Here is a 20659-nt window from a genome sequence, read left to right as displayed (position 1 = left end):
CGACGACTGCTGAGTCGCCGGCGGCCCTTTGGGCCGCCGGGTGCTTCACCAGGGCACTACGCCGGCGTCCTCGAAGAACTCGCCGGTCGGACCGCCGTCGGGCAGGGTCGCGAGTTTGATGGCGATCGCCGCGCCCTGTTCGGGGGTACGCACGCCGTGGAAGCCGTTGAGGTCGGTCGCGACGTAGCCGGGGCAGCCGGCGTTGATCAAAATGTTCGTGCCGCTCAGTTCCCGGGCGTACTGGAGGGTGACGGCGTTCAGGAACGTCTTCGACGGTGCGTACGCCGCGGCTATCGGCCCCGTCGTCTGCTCAGCGGCGGTTCCAGACTGCCGGGTGAGGGAGCCGACACTGCTGGACATGTTCACGATCCGTGGTGAGGCAGAGCGGCGCAGCAGCGACATCATCGCGTTGGTGACGCGGATGACGCCGATCACGTTGGTCTCCACGACCGTTCGGATGGTGACGGGATCGACCCGGGTGGGCTCCTGCGGCATCCTGCCGGCGATGGCGGCGTTGTTGACGAGCACGTCGAGGTGCCCCGCCCGTTTCTCGATCAGCCCGGCGGCGGCGGTTGCGCTCGCGTCGTCGGTCACGTCCAGTGGTACGCCGAACGCGTCGACGCCGGCCGCGCGCAGTTGCTCCACCGCTGTCTCACGGCGCCGATCGTCTCGGGCGCCGACGCCGACGCTCCAGCCGAGGGCGCCCAGGCCCACAGCGATCTCGTAGCCAATTCCCTTGTTCGCACCGGTGACCAGCGCAATCGTTTGTTCGCTCATAGGGGCCATGCTGCTCTTGGACCCCGCCTGGGGTCCAAGACCGATCGAGTGGGCGGCGATACCGTCAGGGTATTGATCCGGAGTACCGTAGCGGGATGGAGACCCGGGAACTGCGCTACTTCGTCGCTGTCGCTGAAGAGCTGCACTTCGGGCGTGCCGCGCAGCGGCTCGGGATCGCGCAGCCGCCCTTGTCGCGGGCGATCCAGCAGCTCGAACGCCGCCTCGGGGCAGCGTTGTTGGACCGGACCAGCCGCACGGTCACGCTGACCGAGGCCGGCTCGGTGCTCTTGGTCGAGGGCCGGGCGGCCCTCGACGCGGTCGACGCCGCCGAGCGCCGGACCCGCCGCGCCGCCCTTTCCGTGACCGGCGGCCCCGGCCTGGTCCTGGTCACGAAGGCCAGTGCGTCCCGCGAACTGCTGGCGAAACTGCTCGACGCGTATGCCGCCGAACCCGGCGCGGTCCCCGTCGACGTCATCCTGTGCGGCCCGGCCGAGCAGCAGCAACTCCTTCGCGAGGGCCGGGCCGACGTGGCGCTGCTGCACCGGCCGTTCGACTCGACGGCCGGGTTCGACGCAGAAGAGCTCGGCACGGAGGGCCAGGTCGTGGTCCTGCCGTCCGGACATCCGCTCACCGCCCGGGCCCATGTGCGCATGGCCGACATCGCCGAGCTGCCAGGCCTGCCCCTGCCGCGCTGGCCCGACCCCGACGGCACCTATCCGCCCGGCCCCGGCCCGCAGGTCCGCGACCAGGCGCAGTTGTTGCAGCTCGTTGCGCTCGGCCGTGCTTGCGCGGTCTCACCGGAGTCGTGCCGAGGCCAACTGCACAGTGACCTCGCGGCCGTGCCCGTACTGGACGCGCCGGCAGTCACCACCGTGATCGCCTGGTCACCGCACAGCCGGTCCAGAGCCGTCGCCGACCTTGTCCGGACTGCGACACGCCTCTGACTTGCAGGGGCTGACTGTCTTTGGTGTGACGGGAGATAGCCGAGTGACGGAACAGTCCTCGGATGGCCGAAACCATATTCCCCGACAGGTCATCTGGCGCATCTACGCGTTGACCGCGTCGCTCTGTGACGCTTGCATGTCGATGGTTCTCCGAACGGGGTACTGAGGCGGAAGTTGTCTGGGGGAGACATGCAGCGGATTTCGAACCGGGTTACAGCCAGACGTGGGCGGGTCGTTCTGTGCGCAGCGGCCGTGGTCTGCGTGATCACGGCGGTCACGCCTGGAGCGGCCTGGGCCGGGCCCGTCGACGGCGCGGATGGTGTCGAGAGGGTCAGTGTCGCGGCCGACGGCACTCAAGCCAACGATGATTCCGCCCAGGCGTCGATCACTCCAGCCGGCGACCGCGTCGTCTTCTCCTCGTACGCGAACAACCTCACCCCCGGTAACACGGGCAGGAACGACCGGGTGTTCGTTCGCGATCTGGCGACGGGACAGAACCGGCAGTTCGACGGGTCGCCGGTGGGGCCTCCCATGCTCAGTAGCGACGGGCAGGTCCTTGCCTATCTGGGGCCCAGGTTCGACCATATGGCCCTCTATCAGAACCATTTGAGCCTGGGATGGTCAACCTCCTACACCTGCTCGCTCCTCCGCTGCGAGGCTTCCATGGGCGCGAGCGAGCGCCAGCAGGCGTTTGGTGTCAGCTTCAGGTATCCGGAGCAGAATCAGCGCGTCGAGGTCCGCAGCCCGGACACCGGCGAGCTGCAGACCGTGGACATCATCCACAACACCGCATCGATCCGGCCGTCCCTCAGCGGCGACGGGACCCGTCTCGCCTACCAGGACGGCGGCGAGCAGGACATCCTCCTGTGGGACTGGGCAGACAACACCGTCGTCTACCCGATCGAGGGTCCCGGCAAGGCGGCCGAGCTCGTCCAGCTCAGTGACGACGGCAGCAAGGTCGTGTACCTCTCGGGCCCCGACACCTACGTCTACGACGTCGCCTCCGGCACAGCCCTGCAGGTACCCGGGGCCAAGGGCATCGCCATCGACCCCACCGGCCGCTACCTTCTGCACACCCCCTCCGGTACGACCGGGCCGGCACCGCTCACACTGCGCGACCTGGAGACGGGCACCGACGAGACCGTCACCGACCGCCCCGCCACGGCCGGGATCGACACGGTCAGCGCCGGCGGGCGCCAGGTGATCTTCCAGTCCACAGCCGAGGACCTCGTCCCCGAAGACACCAACGGCAAAGCGGATATTTTTGTCCGCACCCTCCGCTGACCACCCCGACTGCCGCAGGCACCGGAGTATCGGGGTCACCGACCCGTCAGTCGTACGCACGGCCGCCCGCAGCCCGGTCCGTCACGCTGTTGTCCCGGCCTGCACCAGCGCCCCCTCCTCAACAACACCGCCAACCTGTGCGCAGGTGCTCGCCGTCGGGCGCGGACTTTCTACCGCTCCCGAATGCATGCCTGCCGGCCGGAGCCGGTCGCGCGTTGCCCCGCAAACCAGGGGCTACTCTTGCCCAGTTGCGAAACATGACCGTAACGGGGGGTGGGGTGTGGCGCAGGTCGTCGACGTGTCCGTAACAGCAGGAAACGGGCATCAATGGGGCGTCGATTGCAGGCAGTTCGGGGTGCGCGTGCTGCGCGGGATCGGGCAGGTGACCTTCGTGTCCCGCGCGCTCACCGGGGTGCTGTTCGCGTGTGCCCTGTTCACCGGCGGGTGGGGGTCCGGGGTGTACGGGGTCGGGGGCGCGGCCCTCGGCACCGGTCTCGCCCGGGTGCTCGGGGTGGAACGCGAGCGGCTGGCCCAGGGCCTGGAGGGTTTCAACTCCTGCCTGGTGGGCGTGGGGTGTGCGGCCCTGCTCGGTCCGGCCCGGGTGTCGACGGTGCTCGTGGCACTGCTCGCGTGTGCCGTGGTGACCGTGGCGACAGCCGCGGCCGGGCGGGTGCTCGGGGCGTGCGGGCTGCCCGCGCTGACGTCGCCGTTCTGCGCCGTGGTGACGATGGTCGCGCTGATCCGGCCGCACGGTTCCGGTGCCGGGTACACCGCGGGTGCTCCGGGCCTCGGCGGTCTTGGGCGCGGGTTCCTCGCCGGGTTCGGGCAGATCTTCCTGCTGCCGCACTGGTACGCGGGCGCGTTCGTGCTGGCCGGGCTGGCGGTGGCGGGGCTGCGGGTGGCCGGGGTCGCGTGTCTGGGCAACGCGGTCGGCATGGCGGTGGCGTGGGGCCTGGGCGCGGCGGTCCATGACGGGACGGGCGGGTACAACGCCGTGCTCGTGTCCGTCGCCCTGTGCGGGGTGTTCCTGCCGTTCGGCGGGCGCACGTTGGCCTACGCGCTGGTGGGGGCGGTGGCTGCGACCGCGCTCGCGCCCGTGTTCGGTACGACCGTCTTCACCTGGCCGTTCGTGGTGACAACGCTCGTGTTCCTGGGCGCGGCCCGCTCGTTTCCGGCCCTGTCCCGGCCAACCCCCGCGACTGGCTCACCGAACGGGTCCCCCCGCCTCGCACTGTCACATGACCAGCCCAGGGGCCGTCGCGAGGAGGCGGGTCGAGTTGTCGCATGAGGATGTCCACGCCGGTGAGTACGGTGCTCGCACGCGATGCCTGCCCGAGCCGTGGATGTGCGAGGTCTTTTATCTCGACGGCAGTCTGAGGGACATCCGGGTCCTCGACGTGACCCGGGTGGAGTGGATCGCGGTCCTCGAGCACCTGCTTGTCGTGTCCGACGAGAGTGAGGTGGAGCACCCGTACCCTCAGCTCGATCCCGTACGGCCGGGCGTTTCCGACCTCTTCCGCGTCTGGGCGGACGAGCCGGAGGGCCAGGGGACGAGTTTCGCCTTCCGGGCCCGCTTTGGCACCGTGTGGTTCTTCGCCCTGCCCTGTGACGAGGAGGAGATCGAGTTCTCCGTCTGGCCCGAGGACGTGCGTGACGGGGCGGGGGTGGCTGCCGTGCTGCGGTTCCTGGTCGAGGTTGCGACAGCCAGTCAACGACCGGCGCTGCTGACCGCCGAGGTCGTCCGGTATGACCTGGGGCTGCCGACGCTGATCTCCCACGACCCTGCCACCGGCCTCACTTCCCACATCTGAAGCGGGGCGGCACAGAGAGTGGTGCCGGTGAACCCGGAGAACTTCCCGCTCAACGTCTCCTACGGCGATCCCGAGCAGCGGCAGTTGGGGCCGGTGGACCCGCTCGCGGGTGACGATGCCGTCGGACACCTCGTGGACGTCGGCGACCTCCGTGACGGTCCAGTACTGGGGGTCGTCCCACTCCAAAGCGGAACCACGGGCCACAGAGGCGCGTCGTTGAACGTATTCAAATAGGCACCGCTGGAAGGTTGTTCTGGCCCATGCCACGAGGTCAGCGCATCGCCATCTGGCTCGCGATCACATCGGTGGCAGCAGTATTGGCACTCGGCGGCTGGTTCGCCTTCCAAGTGATGTCGGCCTTCAACGGCACCCTCGGCGTGTCGTGCGACGAGGCAGCTCGGTTCTTCCGGGCCGCCGAACTGCCCGCAGGGGCACGCGACCGAAAGTGCACCACGGGTCAGTGGATGAGCATCTCGTACGAGCTGGACTTTCGGGCGCAGAAGGAGGAGGCGGAGGCATGGCTGCGCACCTCGTATCCCGGCACAGAGCTCTCCCGGGGCTTCTGCGGTCACGCCGACGCGTGCGCGGACCCGAAGCAGGACCCTGTCCCGTTCACGGATCAGGACGGCCACCGGCTCGCAGACTCGGTGGCTGTCCAACTCACCTACGAGGAAAGCGGTGTTGCGCACGTACGGATGTCCGGGTCGACCGTCTGAGGGCGACGCACGGGGGGCCTACGTGATCCGATCGGGAGCAGGCGGCGTTCTTCGGGACGTCGCTGCGCCGACGTCCCGAAGAACTGTGGGCAGTCCCACTCTTCTGCCCGCGTCTCAGTGTGCGGGGCTGACGCCCTGCCGCGCCGGGGCGCCCACGTCAGCGGACGCCCTGCGACCGCGACCTTCGCACAGCCAGGAACACCAGCGCGCCGCCCGCCGCCACCACCAGGACGGCGGTGCCCGCCCGCAGCAGGACTCCGTCCGTGCCCGTGGCGGCGAGCCCGCCACCAGTTGTCGTCCCGCTGCTGGTTCCCGCCCCGGAGCCGGACGGGCTCGCGGTGGCCGTGGCCGATGAGGACGCGGAGGCGCTGGGCGACGAGTTGGACGTCGCCGAGCCGGTGGCCTTCACCGCAATCGCCGTGGTGTCGTTCGCCGCGTCGTCGTCACGATTGGGGTACTTGGGGTTCTGCACCGCCCGCACGCTGCCCTGTGCGCCAGGGACGACCCGGTCGATCCGCACCGTGAACTCCTGGGACACGGAGTCGCCCGGCCGGAAGTCCGTGCTGCCGATGTCGCAGGTGTACTTCTTCGCGCCGGCCTTGCCCGGTGTGCAGTTCCACCGCGGCCCGGGGTCGCCCTGCTCGCCGGGGCCGGGGGCTCCGGTGATGGTGGTGCCGGCGGGCGGGGTCACCACGAACGTGCCGGAGTTGTCGGCGTCCGTCCACTGGAAGCCCATCCGGCCCGGCCCGTTGTTCCGCACGCCCACGGTGATACTCACCGTCTCGCCGACCTTGCCCTCGACCGTGTCACCGAGCGCCTGGAAGTCAGCGTGCTGGGCGGTGGCAAAGGTGCCGTAGCCAGGGCCGGTGAATCCGGAGCCGGAGGCGACGGACTCCAGACCGAGAGGCGTGCCGGTGCCGGTCTCGGGGAACTCCGACGGGTCGAAGGAGTCGGGCGCCGTGCCGCCGACCGGCCACGCAATGTAGGTGTTGTAGCCGTACATCGTGTCCTTGGTGGCGGTGTAGCGCAGCGGCACGTCTGTCTCGTAGGCCGCACCGGGCGCAATCTTGGTGTCGAACCGGCACCAGGCGCCGACGTCGGGCCGGGCCGAGTAGTGACAGTTGGAGTGGTCACGGGCCAGAGAGACGCCGTCTGAGTCCTGCACCAGCAGCATGACGCCCTTGTCCGCGGGGGCTGCGCCGGCATTGACGAAGGCCGGGGTGCGCTCGAAGACGGCGCCGGGCGCGATGCCCGTCAGCGCCGGGTAGGGCCGGGCGGCAAGCTTCGGCCCGCCCACCAGGACATCCGTCTTCCCCGTCACGGTGGCTGCGTCGGAAGCGGTGGCGGAGTAGGTGATGGCACCGGTGTCGCCCGCCTTCGCGGCCGCGGTGGGCTTGAGGAAGAACGGGTCGATCGACTCCCCGCCCGACAGCGGGCCCACGTCGCACCTCACCTTCAGGGTGCCGGTGCTCACGCAGTCCCCCGTGACCACCATCGTCGCCTTCCCGGCGAGGGACGACGCGTCGACCGCGATCGAGACGTCATGGGCGTCCCCGCCCGAGGCGGTGATGCCGAGGCCCAGGCTCGGGCCCTCGCCCGCGGTGGGGAGGTAGTAGTTCTCCTGGGAGTTCAGGACGAGCGTCGTTCCGGCGGCGTGCGCGGCCGGCGTTGCGAGCGCCATAGCGGCGGTCGCGACAGCGGCGGCCGCCGCTGTCCTCCATGTTCTGCGTATCGTCAGCACACTACGTGGACACGCCAGAACACTGGAAGGTTGCATCCGAGCGTCCGTCATCTGACGTACGGGTTCCGCTCTGGGAACCTCTCTGGAGCAGCAGGTGTCGGCGTCCACCTGAACGTGGCCCTGGCCGTGCACCGTCGCGATCGGGACCGGGCACTCCTCTGCGCGCAGCACCGCCGAGGGCAAGTACGGTCATCTCCGACGCTGCGATCCTGCCGGCCGCTGAGGTCTGCTGGAAGTACACGGAGACCACCTCATGACCTCTCGCACCACCCGCTTCCTGCTGACCGTAGGATGCCTGCCCGCCCTTGCGGTGGTCGGCTGCACGTCCACCACGCACACCAGCAGCACTCCGAAGGCGCCTGCCTCGTCATCACCGGCGAAGGAGCAGGCAGCCCAGGAGAAGAAGCACGGCGATGCCGCCGAGGCGGCCGTCTCGGGGGCCTCTCCCAGCGACGAGGCGAAGCTGGTCGCCGCGAGTGTGGAGGCCCGCGGCGGTGACACCGCCACCGATCTCGGGGTGCTGAAGAAGGGCACCGAGTACCGGCTCCTGCTGGCCTGTTCGGGCGGGACCGGCAGCGTCACCGCGACAATCAGATCCGCTGCCCCGGCGGCAAAGCCACTCTCGGCCGACTGCGATGCCGGTGTGCAGAGTCTGCGGTTCACTGCGGCGAACGACAGCGGCATGCTGGAGTTCTCCTCCAGCGGCGGTGGCACCGGCGCCTACGCCTGGCGCGTGACCCGCCTGTAGAACACTTTGGTGGACGACGCGGGTGGAGCACTGTCATCACCACGGCGCCGGTATCGATCTCGTCCTGGGGCCAGCTCGTGACATCCAGGAGTGAGCCGTACACGATCGCGGCCGCCCGTACGCCGACGACCTTGCCGGGTGCGGCGAACGCGCAGACCCCGTCGACGTGTCCGTCGGTCTCGGTGTCGAGCAGACCGCCGTACGGAAGCCCTCGCTCAGGGAAGTGCGGCAGGCAGCGACTACAGTGCCACACTGACTGATTTTTCAGCCAAGAGTCTGGGAACAAAGAAACCCACCCGTCGAGAAAGCCGGATGGGACAAGGGCAGCTGGGGCTACTTCGCCCGCAGCAGCGCGAGTTCGGCCTCGATGGCGCCGCGCATCAGGTCACGCGCGTGACCGAGCTGCAGCCCGCCACTGAGCCAGCGCATGCTGAGCCCCTCCAGCAGGGCGGTGAGCCGCTCGCCGGCCGCGGCGAGGGCGGGCGCCGGGGCCGTCGGGTACACCTGGCCGATGAGGCCGGCCATCTCCTGTACCCAGGTCAGGGTGGCCCTGGCGAGGTCCTCGCGCAGCACTTCGTCGAAGACGGCGCTCGCCCGCAGCTCGCCCCAGGCGGAGCTGTTCTCCCTCACCTCCGCGGTGTCCTGCAGTTCCAGGAGGAGGACCTCTTCCAGCTCCTCCTCCACGGAGAGCGGTTCGGCGTCCGACGCGGCGCCGGTGGTGTAGCGCTCGGCGCGGTCGTTGATGAACTCGAGTGTCTGCCGCAGGATCCCGGTGCGGTCCTTGAAGTGGTAGTAGATCAGCCCGGTCGACACACCGGCCTCGGCTGCGAGCTCTTCGACGCGCAGGCCGCGGACGCCGCGACGGGCGATGAGCCGTGCGGCTGCCTGGAGGATCTGAGTATTGCGGGACGCCATGGATCTGAACCCTACCGCCTCCATCTTTGACTGAATTTTCAGTTTGTGCGAAAGTCGAGATCGAGATCACCTTGGTCTTGTCGCGATGATCGGAGTTCGCCGTGTCCCCGCTCCTCCCCTCCCGCCGCTCGGCCCTGCACACGCTCGCCGGAATGGGCGCGGTCGTCCTCGGCGCCTCGGCGTGCGGAGCTGTAGGCGACGAGGAGACCCCGAAGACCAAGAAGACCGCGCAGACCGCGGTCGAGGGGCTGCGCATGGGGGCCGAGTGGGAGAGTCACACGCGCACCTTCATGTCGTGGCCCGCCCTCGCGTCGGTGTGGGAAGGAGACCTCCCCTACGTCCGCGAGGACATCGCCCGCCTCGCCCGCGCCATCGGCAGGTACGAGTACGTGGTGATGATGGCCAGGCCCGACCAGCAGGCCGCCGCCCAGAAGGCGTGCGGACGCGACGTCGAGGTCATCCCCCTGGCCGTCGACGACCTCTGGGCCCGCGACACCGTGCCGGTCTTCGTGGAACAGGACGGCGAGGTCACCGGCGTCGACTTCAACTTCAGCGGCTGGGGCAACAAGCAGGAGCACACCCACGACGCCCTGGTGGGCCGCACCCTCCTGGCGAAGTACGGGATCCCCCGCCGAAAAGCCCCTCTGGTCGCCGAGGGCGGATCCTTCGAGACCGACGGCGAGGGCACCCTCCTCGTCACCGAGAGCTCGATCGTCAACGACAACCGCAACCCCGGAAAGACCCGCGACCAGATCGAGGCCGAGCTCAAGCAGACCCTGGGCCTGAGGAAGGTCATCTGGCTGGCCGGCGTACGCGGCCAGGACATCACCGACGCACATGTCGACAGCCTCGTACGGTTCGCCGCGCCCGGTGTGGTGCTCCTGGACCGGGCGCATCCGAACACGCCCGCGGACTCCTGGTCGCGCGCAGCCGACCAGGCGAAAGCCGTGCTCAGCAAAGCGACCGATGCCAAGGGGCGCCCCTTCGAGATCGTCGATCTGCCACAGCCGGACCTGGACCTGATCACCGGTGAGGGCGACGACTTCGTGTCGACGTACGCGAACTTCTACGTCGCCAACGACTCCGTGTTCATGCCCAGGTTCGGCGACCGCAAGGCCGACGACCACGCCCGGGGAATCCTGCAGGAGCACTTCCCCGAGCGCGACGTCGTGCAGGTACGGATCGACACCATCGCCTCCGGGGGCGGCGGCATCCACTGCTCCACCCACGACGAACCGGGCAAGCCCGCCTAGGCGGCGCAGCCGGAGTCGGCGATCACAAAGGTGCCGGCGGCGGTCTCCTTCAGGGTGTGGGTGACGAAGGTGTTGTACAGGCCCATGTTCTGGTTGGAGCCGTTCGCGTACGTGATGCCGCCGGTCTGATGGGCGCGGCCAGCGGCGACCTGCTGGTAGTTGTTGTCGGTGAAGCACTGCGGCTGGAAGCCGGTGGTGGTCGCGGACACGGCGGCGGAGACGGTGCCGGCTCTGCCGGACGCGTCGACGGCCGCGACGGTGTAGCTGTACGCGGTGCCGGAGGCGAGTCCGGTGTCCGTGTACGAAGGGGTGGACGCCGAGCCCGTCTTCGTACCGCCGCGGTAGATGTTGTACGACGCGGCGCCGCTGACTGCGGTCCATGACAGTGACGCGCTGGTGTCCGTGGTGGCGGTGACCTTCAGCCCGGCGGGCGCGGGAAGGCTGCCTGTGCCGCCGCCCGAAGTGCCGTCCAGGCCCCAGAACTTGGCGGTGTAGTAGCTGGAGCAGATGTAGTTGAGGTAGTACGTGCCGGTCGTGCCGCACTGGTCGGCGCCGGAGCCGGGGCTCACTGCGAGGCCGTGCGCCATGCCGGAAATGGTGAACGTCTCGACGGCAGGTGCGCCGTTCGCGCCGTTGTAGACGGCCTGGGTGGTGCCGCCGGGGAGCGTGGTGGTCGACGACGGGGTCTGGCTGATGCCGTGGAGGTTCGTCCACTGGTCGCGGGATTCGGTGGCGTTGGCCGGATTGACGGTCGAGTCGCCGGTTCCCTGCCAGACGGCGACCCGGGGCCAGGGACCGGTCCAGCCGCCCGATGCGCTGCGCGCCGCATCGCCCCACTGCTGCGGAGTCTTGCTGACAGGGTTGTACTCGCAGGTGAGCCCGGAGCTGAGGTCGGTGGCGCAGCCCATCGGTATCCCGGAGTCGATGGATCCGCCCGCGAAGACGTCTGGATAGTCGGCGAGCATCACGGAGGTCATCGCGCCGCCGGCCGAGAGCCCTGTGATGTACACGCGGCTGGGGTCGCTGCCGTACTGCGACCTGGCGTAGTCGACCATCTGCTTGATGGACAGCGCCTCGCCCTGCCCGCGGGTGTAGTCCCCCGACTGGTACCAGTTGAAGCAGGAGTTGGCGTTGTTGGCGCTCGTGGTCTGCGGCAGGACGAGCGCGAACCCGTAGGCGTCGGCGAACTTGGCCCAGCCCGAGTGGCTGTAGTAGTCGCTCGCACTCTGGGTGCAGCCGTGCAGCGCCACCACGAGGGGCGCGCCGGTGGGCAGGTTGTCGGGCACGTACGAATACATCGACAGGCTGCCCGGGTTGGAGCCGAAGCCGGTGACCTGGGTGAGCGAGGCCGCCGACGCGTTCTGCGGCGCGGTGAACAGGGCGAGCAGCAGGGCAAGCAGTGCGGCCCAGCAGGCGTTTCGGGTGCGGTCACGAACCGGCATGTGGTCCTCCCGTGGTGAAGGGGGTGGGGGGCGGACCGCCGCGCCGGCTGTCCCTCCGGAGCGGGCGGTCGGCTGCACCGTAGAACCGCGGGGACCGCCCGCCAGCGGAGGCGGACCACACTTCCCGATCACCTCAGGTGTCGGCCGCGTCCACGGATGGGTCACGGACAGCGGTGAGTGACGGCTCGTCCGGCACGGCCATCGGATCTCCCTGTCCCGCAGTAGTTCCCTTGTCCAGATCTCCGGGCCGGCGACGGGCTACCGTGCGGATACGCCGCGACTTCTGTCCGCGGCCGCACGAGGAGGCCCCTGTGACATCACCCTGTGACCCTCAGAACGCACCCGTCGGCGACGTCGCGACAGCAATCATGATCATCGACTCGAAGATCGCAGCCGTCCACAGTGACACCCCAGGACCTGATCCTGAACTCGGCGCGCTGGCCGACCAGTTCACCGCCTCCGTAAGCGCCGAGGAAGCCGAAGACGTCCTTGACGGCGCCTGCACGCTCATCTACGTGTTCATGAAGTGGCTGCGCGAGTGCTACGAAGCCCACGACCAGGAGGTCATCGAGGCCGTTGTCCCCCACCTCGTCGCCACGATGCGCAGGATGCCCAAGAGCGTCCCGCCCGAGGCCATCCCGACCATGGCCGGCCTGGTCATCGCCGCCGGCAACGGCCTGAGCCCCGGCCTGTGGCGCGCGCAGTACGGAGAGTGGACCGAGGCAGAAATGACGCCGCTGGAGGCCACCGCGTTCCTCCTCGCGGAGCACATCAACCGGATCGCAGACGACGACCACACCTTCGCCACCCGCATGGTCACCGACGCCCTGACCTCCCTCGAAGAAGCGTGAGCCCGGCGTCCTATGTGATGGGGAAATTGAAATAGGTGTCCGGATAGGGTTCGCCGTCGAGCGTGTAGTGCCACCACTCGCACTCGTACGCACTGAAACCGCACGTCTCCATGAGGGAACGCAGGTGCTGCCGGTTCCGTGCTTCGGTTGGTGTGATTCCTTGTGCGCCATGGTGCGAGATGGAATCCATCAGGTCATGGTCGCCACCCATGGGAACGAGCTCACCGGTGGCCAAGTCGTAGAGGGTGAGGTCGACGGTGCTGCCCCGGCTGTGGCCCGACCTGGCAGCCACATACCCCTTCTCGAACATCTCGGCCCTGACAATATTGGGATAGTGCCGCGACTTGGTCCGGCCGTCCTCCGGCTGCTGCGACCAGCGCAAAAAGCAGTCGACTGCGTGCTGCGGGCGATAGCCGTCCCAGAGCAGCAGGCCGAACCCCAGTGTCTCGGCCTGCTCTCTGGCCCGATCCAGGGCCGCGCACAGAGCCCTCGTACCGACGACTCGATTCGCCAGATATCCGTCCACCGGCTTCCCCGTGAAGTTGTCCCACGTGGCGTACTTGGCGTCCCAGCGTATTCCGGACGCCAGCTCGTCCACAAAGACAAAGTCGCCCTTCACGGACTCCACCGGCCTCATCGGATTTTCCCCGTCAGGGCGAGGGACACCGTCCGGTCGATCACTTCTGGAAGCAGCAGTCCCGCCGCGGCCATCATCCTCGGATAACGGCTGTACGACGTCATGCCGGGGAAGGTGTTGACCTCGTTGAGGACTACTTTTCCGTCCTCCTTGAGGAACATGTCCACTCGCGAAAGACCGCTGCATCCCAAGGCGCGGTACACGGCTTTGGCCGTCTCCTGGACGAGTAGCCGTGACTCTTCCGGAATGTCGGCGGGAACGATTGCCATGGAGTTCTCGGAACCGGTCTCAGGGGCGTCCTCCTGGTGGATCCTGAAGAATCCGTGCGAGAGCGCGATCCGGTCAACCTCGCCCGCGATCAGATCCGAGTCGTTCCCGAGGATGGCGCAGCCGATCTCGCTGCCGACGACCGCCTCTTCGATCAGCACCTTCGTGTCGTACTGTCGTGCCGTTTCCACCGCACTCGGAAGTTCCTCTTCCCGGGACACCTTGGTCACGCCGAACGACGATCCGGATCGGGCCGGCTTCACGAAGACCGGATAGGCGAACCGGGCGGGATCGACGGTTTCGTCCGCCGTGAGGGTCCAGAAGTTCGGCGTGGCGATTCCCTCGCTTCGCGCGACCACGTAGGCGAGGGATTTGTCCATGCACAGAGCGGAACTCTGGATGTCGCAGCCGATGTAGGGGATGCCGGAGAGTTCCAGCAGTCCCTGCATCGCGCCGTCCTCGCCGAGCGTGCCGTGCAGCACCGGTAGTACGACGTCCAGGCGGATCGTTCCGTAGCTCCCCTGCCCCAGGACGAGCAGTCCGTGCACGTTGCTGTCCGGCGACAGGACGACGGGGCGGCAGTTCCTGTTCTCCCACTCCGCTTCGGGGCTGTCACAGAGCTTCCACGTGCCGCTCTTCGTGATCCCGATGTAGAAGGGTTCGTACTTCTCGAGATCGAGGTTCCGGGCCACTTCACGCGCCGACTTGACGGAGACGAGGTGCTCCTCGGAACGGCCACCGAAGATGATGCCGAGCTTCAGCTTAGCCATGGTGATTCCTGCTTTCGAATGTCAGACAGTTGGTGAGGGAGTTCTCCACGGTGTCGCGCAGGGCGTGGTCCGTGTAGTAGGCGGTGTGCGGACTGATGAGCGCATTCGGCAGCTCCTGAAGTCGCAACAGCCCTTTGCTTTCTATGGGTTTGTCTCTGCAGTCGGCGTAGAAGATGCCTTCCTCCCCTTCGACGACATCCAGCGCTGCGCCGCCCAGCCTGCCGTTCTCCAATTGCTGCACCAGTGCCTCGGTGTCAATGAGCGCACCACGTGCGGTGTTGACGATCAGGGCGCCGTTCTTCAGCTGTGACAGGCGCTGCCGATTCAGCAGATGGTGCGTCTGCGCGGTGAGCGGCGCGTGCAGCGTGACCAGGTCGCTTCGCCGCAGCAGTTCATCGAGCGAAACGAGCTCGACAGCGGCACCGGGGCGGTCCACGGGACGATTGTCATGCGCCAGGATGCGGCAGCCGAAACCCCGCAGCCGATCCATGACCGCCGCGCCGATACGGCCCGTCCCGATCACTCCGACCGTCAGATCACGCAATTCCCTCCCGCGCGCATCGCTCAGCCGGTAATCGTGCATGTCGGTGCGACGGACGATGTCTTTCGCATCCCGTACCGCCATCAACATGAGCATCAGCGTGTAGTCGGCCACGCTGTCCGGCGAGTAGGAGACGTTTTCTACGAAAATGCCGATGCTCTCCGCGTATTCCACGTCGATGTGGTTGTAGCCGATGCTCCGCGTGGAGATATAGCCCACGCCGGCTCCACCGAGCGCACGCAAAGTGGCGTGAGTGATGGGCGTCTTGTGGCCGACGCTGATACATCGGCTGCCGGTGGCCAGTTCGGTATTGGCTTCGGACACTGGTGCGTCGGTGATGGCCGGCTGTATACCGAAGCTGGGCGCCAGCTCGCGGAACAGAACGGCTTCGTCCGGGCCGCACCCGTACATGGTGATGCGGGTCGTTTCGCTGTGGGTCATGCCTCTAGTCAAGGCGGCGTGCTGTTGCCGGAACGTATGTGGTTTTCGATATGCCCGCGATACGTCCCAATGCCTTGACTGGAGCCATGACTTACAAAACACCAGGCAAGACGTCCAGGGAATCGACATGATCCCGCTCAGCCTCGGCCGGATCGCCGAAATCGTCGGCGGGACCGTTGAGGGTGACAGTGCCGTGACCGTGACCGCGCCCGCCGTGCTCGACAACCGGCAGGCCGAGCAGGGCGGCCTCTTCGTCGCCTTCACCGGCGAGCACGCCGACGGCCACGACTACGCGGAACAGGCCGGGCGGGCCGGCGCGGTTGCCGTACTCGGCTCGCGGCCGACGCCGCTCCCCACCGTCATGGTCGAGGACACCCAGGCCGCGCTGCAGTCCCTCGCCGCCCACGTCGTGGCCCGGCTGCGCAACAACCTGACCGTCGTCGGGCTGACCGGTTCGCAGGGCAAGACCAGCACCAAGGACCTGCTGGCGGCGGTACTTTCACACACCGCGCCGACGATCGCCACCATCGGCTCGCTCAACAACGAGCTCGGCGTGCCGCTCACCATGCTGCGCGCCGACGCCGCCACCCGATTCCTGGTCCTCGAGATGGGAGCCCGCCACGTCGGCGACATCGCCGAGCTCACCGGCCTGGTCGCACCCGACATCGCCGTCGTACTCAACGTCGGCCAGGCCCACCTCGGCGAGTTCGGCTCACGCGCGGCCATCGCAACGGGCAAAGGCGAGTTGGTGCAGGGGCTGGCGTCCGGCGGCACCGCCATCCTCAATGCCGACGACCCCCGGGTGGTCGCGATGCGCGCGCTCACCGACGGCCCGGTGCTGACCTTCGGCAAGGCGGTCCACGCCGACGTACGGGCGCTCGACCTGGAATTGGACCGGCTCGGCCGGCCTTCCTTCACGCTACGTATCGCCGGCGCCTCGGCCCCCGTGGCGCTGCCGCTCCTGGGCGCGCACCAGGCGCTCAATGCGTCGGCCGCCGCGGCGGCGGGGCTGGCGGCCGGCGTAGCCCTCGACGCGTCCGCGGCGGCGCTGGCCGCCACTTCGCTGTCGAAGTGGCGCTTGGAGCTGCGCACCCTCGCAGGCGGCGCGACGCTGCTCAACGACTCCTACAACGCCAACCCCGACTCGACCCGCGCCGCCCTGGACGCGCTGGCGGCGATCGAGGGCGGCCGCCGTATCGCCGTCCTCGGCGAGATGCTCGAACTCGGCGCCGAGAGCGTGGCCGAGCACCGCGCCGTCGGGGAGTACGCCGCCTCCAGGGCAGATGTGGTGATCGCGGTCGGCGAGGGCGCCCGGCCGATCGCCGACGGCGCGGGAGAGCGGGCGGTGATGCTGGCCGGCAACGACGCGGCCGTCGACTGGCTGCGCGACCACATCACTGCAGGCGTTGTGGTGCTCGTCAAGGCCTCCCGAGGGGCGCGCCTCGACGAAGTCGCCGCCGCGCTCGCGTAGTTCGGACGCATCTGCCGGTGGCGGCGAAGGACTCCGCGGCCACAACGAGTTGAGAGCCGACACCGCGGCCGCGCGCCCGACCGCAGACGACCAGGGCTACGGTCCGGCCCCAGGAGCCGTCACATTCGAAGAGCGGGCAGACATGGACGGCGATGACCCCAAGGAGGTCTTCGCCGGCCTCAGCCACATAGGCCGCGCTGGACGGATCCTCATGCTCATCGCGCGCGCCGCCTCATGTAGAGGTCGAAGGCCCGGTAGATCATCGGCCGCAGCGGCAGGTCCCACTCGCCGACGTATCTCACTGCCTGGCCGCCGGTGCCGACCTTGAACTGGACCAGCCCGACATGCGCGTCGTCCGCATCGAGGGTGGGGGTGATGCCGCGCAGGTCATAGACGTCGCAGCCGGCCGCGAGCGAGTCGCGGATCATCGCCCACTGGCAGGCGTTGGAGCCGCGCACCTCGCGCTTCTCGGTGGCGGAGGCCCCGTAGGAGTACCACGCGTGGGCGCCGACGCGGATCAGGACGGCAGCGGCCACCAAATCGCCCTGGTGGCGGGCCAGGTAGAGCTTGATCCGCTCGGGATCCTCGGCCCGCATCTCCGCGAACATCGTCTCGAAGTAGCGCAGCGGCCGGGGCGTGAAGCGGTCGCGCTCGGCGGTGTGGACGTAGAGGTCGTGGAACGCCTTCAGGTCCTCGCCGAGCGTCACCTCGCCGACCGCGACCTCGACCCTCGCCCTGGCCGCCTTCTTGATGTTGCGGCGCCACTGCTGGTTCATGCCCCTGAGTACGTCGTCCTCGGTCCTGCCCGTCAGCGGAATCTCGTACTTGAACTGCGGATGTCCGACCCCGAAGCCGCCCTCGGGACTCTGCGGAAGCCAGCCGCCGCCGCTGAGCCGACCGGTCACCTGCGCGCCGACCGGGTCGCCCCACTGTCCTGGCAGGTCGGTCAGCCGACGGATGTCCGGGGCGGCGATGCCCTCCTTGACCTGGGCGGCGCTCCAAGTGTCCGTTACCACCGGCGGGCCGAGCCGGATCGCGAACGCCCCGTGCTCCTTGAGGTACGCCGCCAGGGGGTCGAGCCACACACCGATCTCACCGCTCCAGTCGATGACCGGGCCCTCGGGCAGATACGCCAGCGTGAAGCGGTCGAGCCGCGGCACCGGTCGGTGCAGGACGAGTCCCGCACCGACCAGGCGCCGGCCGTCGAACCAGCCGAGGGACTCGCTGCGCCACTCGGTCTTGACGCGGCCCCACGCCGGTGTCTGCAGAAAGCTGACCGACCGCTGGGCCCGTACGAACGCCAGATGCTCGGCGGCGTTGATCGGCCTGACGACCGGATTCCCGGCTGCTGCTCGTACTGGTTGGCTGAAGGACATGCCACCAGCCAAGGCGGCGAAGAGTTGCCCGAGCGTATGCAGATCTCGATACGCCGACGATATGTGCCGACTCATAGCCTTAAGAACATGCGTGTCTTGATCGTCGGGGACGAGCCCTGTATTGAAGGCGGTGTCGTCAGCGCCGCAGAGCTTCTGGAACGGGCGAGGGACAAGAACGCCGATCCGTTCACCAACGTCGTTCCAAGCGCCGGCTGCCGTATCGGCACAAGGCCCGTCACCCGGCATCGGGGCGGTGACCGTGGATAGACGGCCCGGCCTGAGCATCCGCCTCAAATTCACCCTCAGCTACGCCGGACTCCTCATGCTCGCGGGGGCCTTGCTGCTCGTCGCCGTGGGATTGTTCCTCCTTCGATCGGGGTGGTTGAGCACCAACGAATCGGGGGCGGTGCAAGCGAATCCGGTCATCCAATTCGTGCGCGCCTTCGCCCCAACGGCAGCCGCGGTCATGGTGTTCCTCCTGGTGTTCGGCCTCCTGGGAGGATGGATCCTCGCCGGACGCATGCTCGCCCCTCTGGACCGAATCACCCGCGCCACCCGCACGGCCGCGGCCGGATCGCTGTCCCACCGGATCCGACTGCCGGGCCGCAAGGACGAGTTCCGCGAACTCGCCGACGCCTTCGACATGATGCTCACCCAGCTCGAAGCACACGTCGCGGAACAGCAGAGATTCGCCGCCAACGCCTCGCACGAGCTCCGTACCCCGCTGGCGATCTCGAAGACGCTCATCGACGTCGCCCGCGCCGATCCTGACCACGACACCGGCGAGCTCGTCGATCGCCTCCACATCATCAACACCCGGGCCATCGACCTCACCCAGGCACTGCTCCTGCTCAGCCGCGCCCAGCGGTCGTTCACCCGAGAACGCGTCGACCTGTCACTCGTCGCAGAGGAAGCAGTCGAAACGCTCCACCCGCTCGCGGAAAAGCACGGTGTCACCCTCGAAACCAGCGGCGACTTCGCCCCCACGAGCGGTTCGCCCGCGCTCCTGCTGCAGCTCACCACGAACCTCGTCCACAACGCGATCGTCCACAACCTGACGCAACAGGGCAGCGTTCGGGTTCACGCCGGCATCCGCCCCCGGTCCGTGGTGCTCACCGTCGAGAACACCGGCGAACAGCTCACCCCCGAGCTGGTCGCGACCCTCACCGAACCCTTTCAGCGCGGCACCGAGCGCATCCACACCGACCAGGCAGGCGTCGGCCTGGGCCTGGCCATCGTCAAGACCATCACCGAGGCACACGACGGCACCCTCACGCTCACCCCACGCCCTGCCGGCGGTCTCCGCATCACGGTGGAACTGCCCGCGGCATCAGGGGGGTGAGCCGAACATCGGGGTCTTCGTCGTACGTGCCGGGAAGATCCGCACGATGCGCGAGTACGCCGACACGCAGCAATGGGAGCGCGCCCTCGTCACACCCCCGTGACGGATGGGCCGGCCAGCATGCCGGCACCGCCACTCATCCCACGCGGGAGGCTCCCCGACTGAGCGCCCCGCTGTGTGTTGGGTCGGGGCACCATGCGAGCGTGGTCGTCATGAGCACTGACACACCAGCAGATGCGCGAGTCACCCGGGTATGGAGCCGGAGCGTGGAGTGGCTGGCCGAGTACGCCCCGCCGTCGTACGCGGCCCTCATGCCCGGCGCCTCCGACGACGAGATCGTGGCTCTGGAAGAGGCCCTCGGCGTGAGCGTTCCGGAGGAGTTGAAGGCGCTGTGGCGGCTGTCCGCCGGTGAGGACGGCGTAGCCGGTTCGGGGCTCATGATGGGCAGTTGGGCGCTGATGCCGCTCGACGCCGTGATCGAGGTCCACCGGCTGCAGATGCGGTTCCAGGAGGAGAGCGGCGAGGACTCCTTGGTGCTGTGGGGGCCGTCTTGGATACCGTTCTGCTCCCTCAGCCCCGACGACACCGTCTACGGCCTCTACTTGAACGGTGAGACCGGGGAAGTCTGCCGGTGGACCAGGTACGGGGATCGCGAGCGGGAGTACGAGTCGCTGCCCGCCTACCTGGAACTGATGGCGGTCAGCCTGGAAGCCCCCTTGGCGACGGCGGGCCCGGAGAAGCCCGGCATGATGGGCGGCGCCCTGGTGTGGGGACCCCCTCCTGACGAGGAGCGCAAGGACCAGTGGGTGCGCCACCTCGGCCAGGCCCCGCCGCGCCATCCCGCGAAGACTCTCGGTGCGATCCGGGAAGCCCTGCCCGGCGATGAGCGTGCGGAGTTGGACGAGCAGCGCGATGCCCTCGACCTGGCCGACCCCGAGGCCGTCGCCGCCTTCCGGGACCACTGGTGGGAGCGTGCGGTGCAGGCCCAGGAGGAACTGGAACGCGACGTCGCCTCCGCGCTCGGCGGGCACGTCATGGTGCAGCCCGGCCGCAAGCTGGCGCCGGAGTACGAGGCCACGCTGCCGCCCGCCATCCGCCACCGTCCGCCGTCCATGGACGACATCCGCGCCGCCCTGCGCCATGAGAGCGTCCGCGCGCGGTTCGACCGGGAGTTCATGGACGCGATCCCGCCGCACTATCCGGCGCTGCAGCTGCGCTGGTGGGACATCGCCCGCCTGATGGCCGATCCTCGCGGCGATCGGGCCGTACGCGCGGTTGTCAACGGCCGCCGCACCTCTGGCTAGGCCGGGCCAAAGGGCACAACCATCGGCC

At 68.6% G+C, this 20659-nt stretch carries 19 protein-coding genes and 2 pseudogenes; 12 read left to right on the top strand and 9 right to left on the bottom strand.

Annotated features, from left to right (window positions below):
• Nucleotides 1-45: 45 nt before the first annotated feature.
• Complete coding sequence (locus OG707_RS40075; RefSeq protein ID WP_329126959.1) at nucleotides 46-777, bottom strand: SDR family NAD(P)-dependent oxidoreductase; 732 nt, start codon at nucleotides 775-777, stop codon at nucleotides 46-48.
• 95 nt (nucleotides 778-872) lie between these two features.
• On the opposite strand from OG707_RS40075, the gene OG707_RS40070 reads away from it, so the two are divergent.
• The 5 genes from OG707_RS40070 (at nucleotide 873) to OG707_RS40050 (ending at nucleotide 5532) form a co-directional block, all read left to right on the top strand.
• The gene (locus OG707_RS40070; RefSeq protein ID WP_329126958.1) at nucleotides 873-1721 is read left to right on the top strand and encodes a LysR family transcriptional regulator; all 849 of its coding nucleotides are present in this window, start codon (nucleotides 873-875) and stop codon (nucleotides 1719-1721) included.
• A 261-nt stretch (nucleotides 1722-1982) separates the two neighbouring features.
• Nucleotides 1983-3005 (top strand): hypothetical protein, encoded by a 1023-nt coding sequence (locus OG707_RS40065; protein WP_329126956.1) that lies wholly within the window; start codon nucleotides 1983-1985, stop codon nucleotides 3003-3005.
• Nucleotides 3006-3285: 280 nt separating this feature from the next.
• Nucleotides 3286-4293, top strand: a complete 1008-nt coding sequence (locus OG707_RS40060; protein ID WP_329126954.1) for an urea transporter — start codon at nucleotides 3286-3288, stop codon at nucleotides 4291-4293.
• Entirely contained in the window at nucleotides 4283-4816 is a 534-nt protein-coding gene (locus OG707_RS40055; protein WP_329126952.1) for a hypothetical protein, read from the top strand. Before OG707_RS40060 ends, OG707_RS40055 begins: the two co-directional genes overlap by 11 nt.
• A 260-nt stretch (nucleotides 4817-5076) precedes the next feature.
• Nucleotides 5077-5532, top strand: a complete 456-nt coding sequence (locus tag OG707_RS40050) for a hypothetical protein (RefSeq protein ID WP_329126950.1) — start codon at nucleotides 5077-5079, stop codon at nucleotides 5530-5532.
• 157 nt (nucleotides 5533-5689) lie between these two features.
• Here OG707_RS40050 and OG707_RS40045 read toward each other — a convergent pair whose 3' ends face one another.
• A complete protein-coding gene (locus tag OG707_RS40045) occupies nucleotides 5690-7213 on the bottom strand; it encodes a hypothetical protein (RefSeq protein ID WP_329126949.1) in 1524 nt (507 codons plus the stop codon).
• A 313-nt stretch (nucleotides 7214-7526) separates the two neighbouring features.
• Between OG707_RS40045 and OG707_RS40040 the strand changes: the two genes are divergently transcribed.
• Nucleotides 7527-8021, top strand: coding sequence for a hypothetical protein (locus OG707_RS40040; RefSeq protein ID WP_329126947.1), 495 nt, complete (start codon nucleotides 7527-7529; stop codon nucleotides 8019-8021).
• A gap of 333 nt (nucleotides 8022-8354) precedes the next feature.
• On the opposite strand, the gene OG707_RS40035 is transcribed toward OG707_RS40040, so the two are convergent.
• The gene (locus OG707_RS40035; protein ID WP_329126945.1) at nucleotides 8355-8936 is read right to left on the bottom strand and encodes a TetR/AcrR family transcriptional regulator; all 582 of its coding nucleotides are present in this window, start codon (nucleotides 8934-8936) and stop codon (nucleotides 8355-8357) included.
• Nucleotides 8937-9037: 101 nt separating this feature from the next.
• Between OG707_RS40035 and OG707_RS40030 the strand changes: the two genes are divergently transcribed.
• Entirely contained in the window at nucleotides 9038-10189 is a 1152-nt protein-coding gene (locus OG707_RS40030; RefSeq protein WP_329126943.1) for an agmatine deiminase family protein, read from the top strand.
• On the opposite strand, the gene OG707_RS40025 is transcribed toward OG707_RS40030, so the two are convergent.
• Nucleotides 10186-11631 (bottom strand): extracellular catalytic domain type 1 short-chain-length polyhydroxyalkanoate depolymerase, encoded by a 1446-nt coding sequence (locus OG707_RS40025; protein ID WP_329126941.1) that lies wholly within the window; start codon nucleotides 11629-11631, stop codon nucleotides 10186-10188. The two genes, OG707_RS40030 and OG707_RS40025, sit on opposite strands and share 4 nt — an antisense overlap.
• A 311-nt stretch (nucleotides 11632-11942) precedes the next feature.
• Here OG707_RS40025 and OG707_RS40020 point away from each other — a divergent pair, with 311 nt between their 5' ends.
• Nucleotides 11943-12482: a hypothetical protein gene (locus tag OG707_RS40020; RefSeq protein WP_329126940.1), complete on the top strand. Its 540-nt coding sequence runs from the start codon at nucleotides 11943-11945 to the stop codon at nucleotides 12480-12482.
• A gap of 10 nt (nucleotides 12483-12492) precedes the next feature.
• On the opposite strand, the gene vanX is transcribed toward OG707_RS40020, so the two are convergent.
• From vanX to OG707_RS40005, 3 genes are read right to left on the bottom strand one after another with little or no spacing between them, the layout of a single operon-like run.
• Entirely contained in the window at nucleotides 12493-13101 is a 609-nt protein-coding gene (gene vanX / locus OG707_RS40015; RefSeq protein ID WP_329128215.1) for a D-Ala-D-Ala dipeptidase VanX, read from the bottom strand.
• A gap of 14 nt (nucleotides 13102-13115) precedes the next feature.
• The gene (gene vanA-Sc, locus OG707_RS40010) at nucleotides 13116-14156 is read right to left on the bottom strand and encodes a D-alanine--(R)-lactate ligase VanA-Sc (RefSeq protein ID WP_329126939.1); all 1041 of its coding nucleotides are present in this window, start codon (nucleotides 14154-14156) and stop codon (nucleotides 13116-13118) included.
• Entirely contained in the window at nucleotides 14149-15138 is a 990-nt protein-coding gene (locus tag OG707_RS40005) for a D-isomer specific 2-hydroxyacid dehydrogenase family protein (RefSeq protein ID WP_329126937.1), read from the bottom strand. The genes vanA-Sc and OG707_RS40005 overlap by 8 nt, the downstream gene beginning before the upstream one ends.
• A 127-nt stretch (nucleotides 15139-15265) precedes the next feature.
• Here OG707_RS40005 and OG707_RS40000 point away from each other — a divergent pair, with 127 nt between their 5' ends.
• Complete coding sequence (locus OG707_RS40000) at nucleotides 15266-16609, top strand: UDP-N-acetylmuramoyl-tripeptide--D-alanyl-D-alanine ligase (protein WP_329126935.1); 1344 nt, start codon at nucleotides 15266-15268, stop codon at nucleotides 16607-16609.
• Here OG707_RS40000 and OG707_RS42505 read toward each other — a convergent pair.
• Nucleotides 16557-16814: pseudogene (locus tag OG707_RS42505) on the bottom strand (GNAT family N-acetyltransferase); the annotation flags it as partial. The gene OG707_RS40000 and the pseudogene OG707_RS42505 overlap by 53 nt on opposite strands.
• Before the next feature lie 10 nt (nucleotides 16815-16824).
• Nucleotides 16825-17985, bottom strand: a complete 1161-nt coding sequence (locus tag OG707_RS39995) for a lipid II:glycine glycyltransferase FemX (RefSeq protein WP_329126933.1) — start codon at nucleotides 17983-17985, stop codon at nucleotides 16825-16827.
• A 120-nt stretch (nucleotides 17986-18105) separates the two neighbouring features.
• Here OG707_RS39995 and OG707_RS42500 point away from each other — a divergent pair.
• From OG707_RS42500 to OG707_RS39980, 3 genes and pseudogenes are all read left to right on the top strand, one after another.
• A pseudogene (locus OG707_RS42500) lies at nucleotides 18106-18252 on the top strand (response regulator transcription factor); the annotation flags it as partial.
• Nucleotides 18245-19327, top strand: coding sequence for a sensor histidine kinase (locus tag OG707_RS39985; RefSeq protein WP_329126931.1), 1083 nt, complete (start codon nucleotides 18245-18247; stop codon nucleotides 19325-19327). The pseudogene OG707_RS42500 and the gene OG707_RS39985, both read left to right, overlap by 8 nt.
• Nucleotides 19328-19539: 212 nt before the next feature.
• Nucleotides 19540-20631 carry an SMI1/KNR4 family protein gene (locus tag OG707_RS39980; protein WP_329126930.1) on the top strand — a complete coding sequence of 364 codons (1092 nt, stop codon included), beginning with the start codon at nucleotides 19540-19542 and terminating at the stop codon, nucleotides 20629-20631.
• Nucleotides 20632-20659: the final 28 nt, after the last annotated feature.

This window comes from Streptomyces sp. NBC_01465, assembly GCF_036227325.1.
Classification (GTDB): Bacteria; Actinomycetota; Actinomycetes; order Streptomycetales; family Streptomycetaceae; genus Streptomyces.
This window is presented reverse-complemented; position numbering and strand designations above follow the sequence as displayed.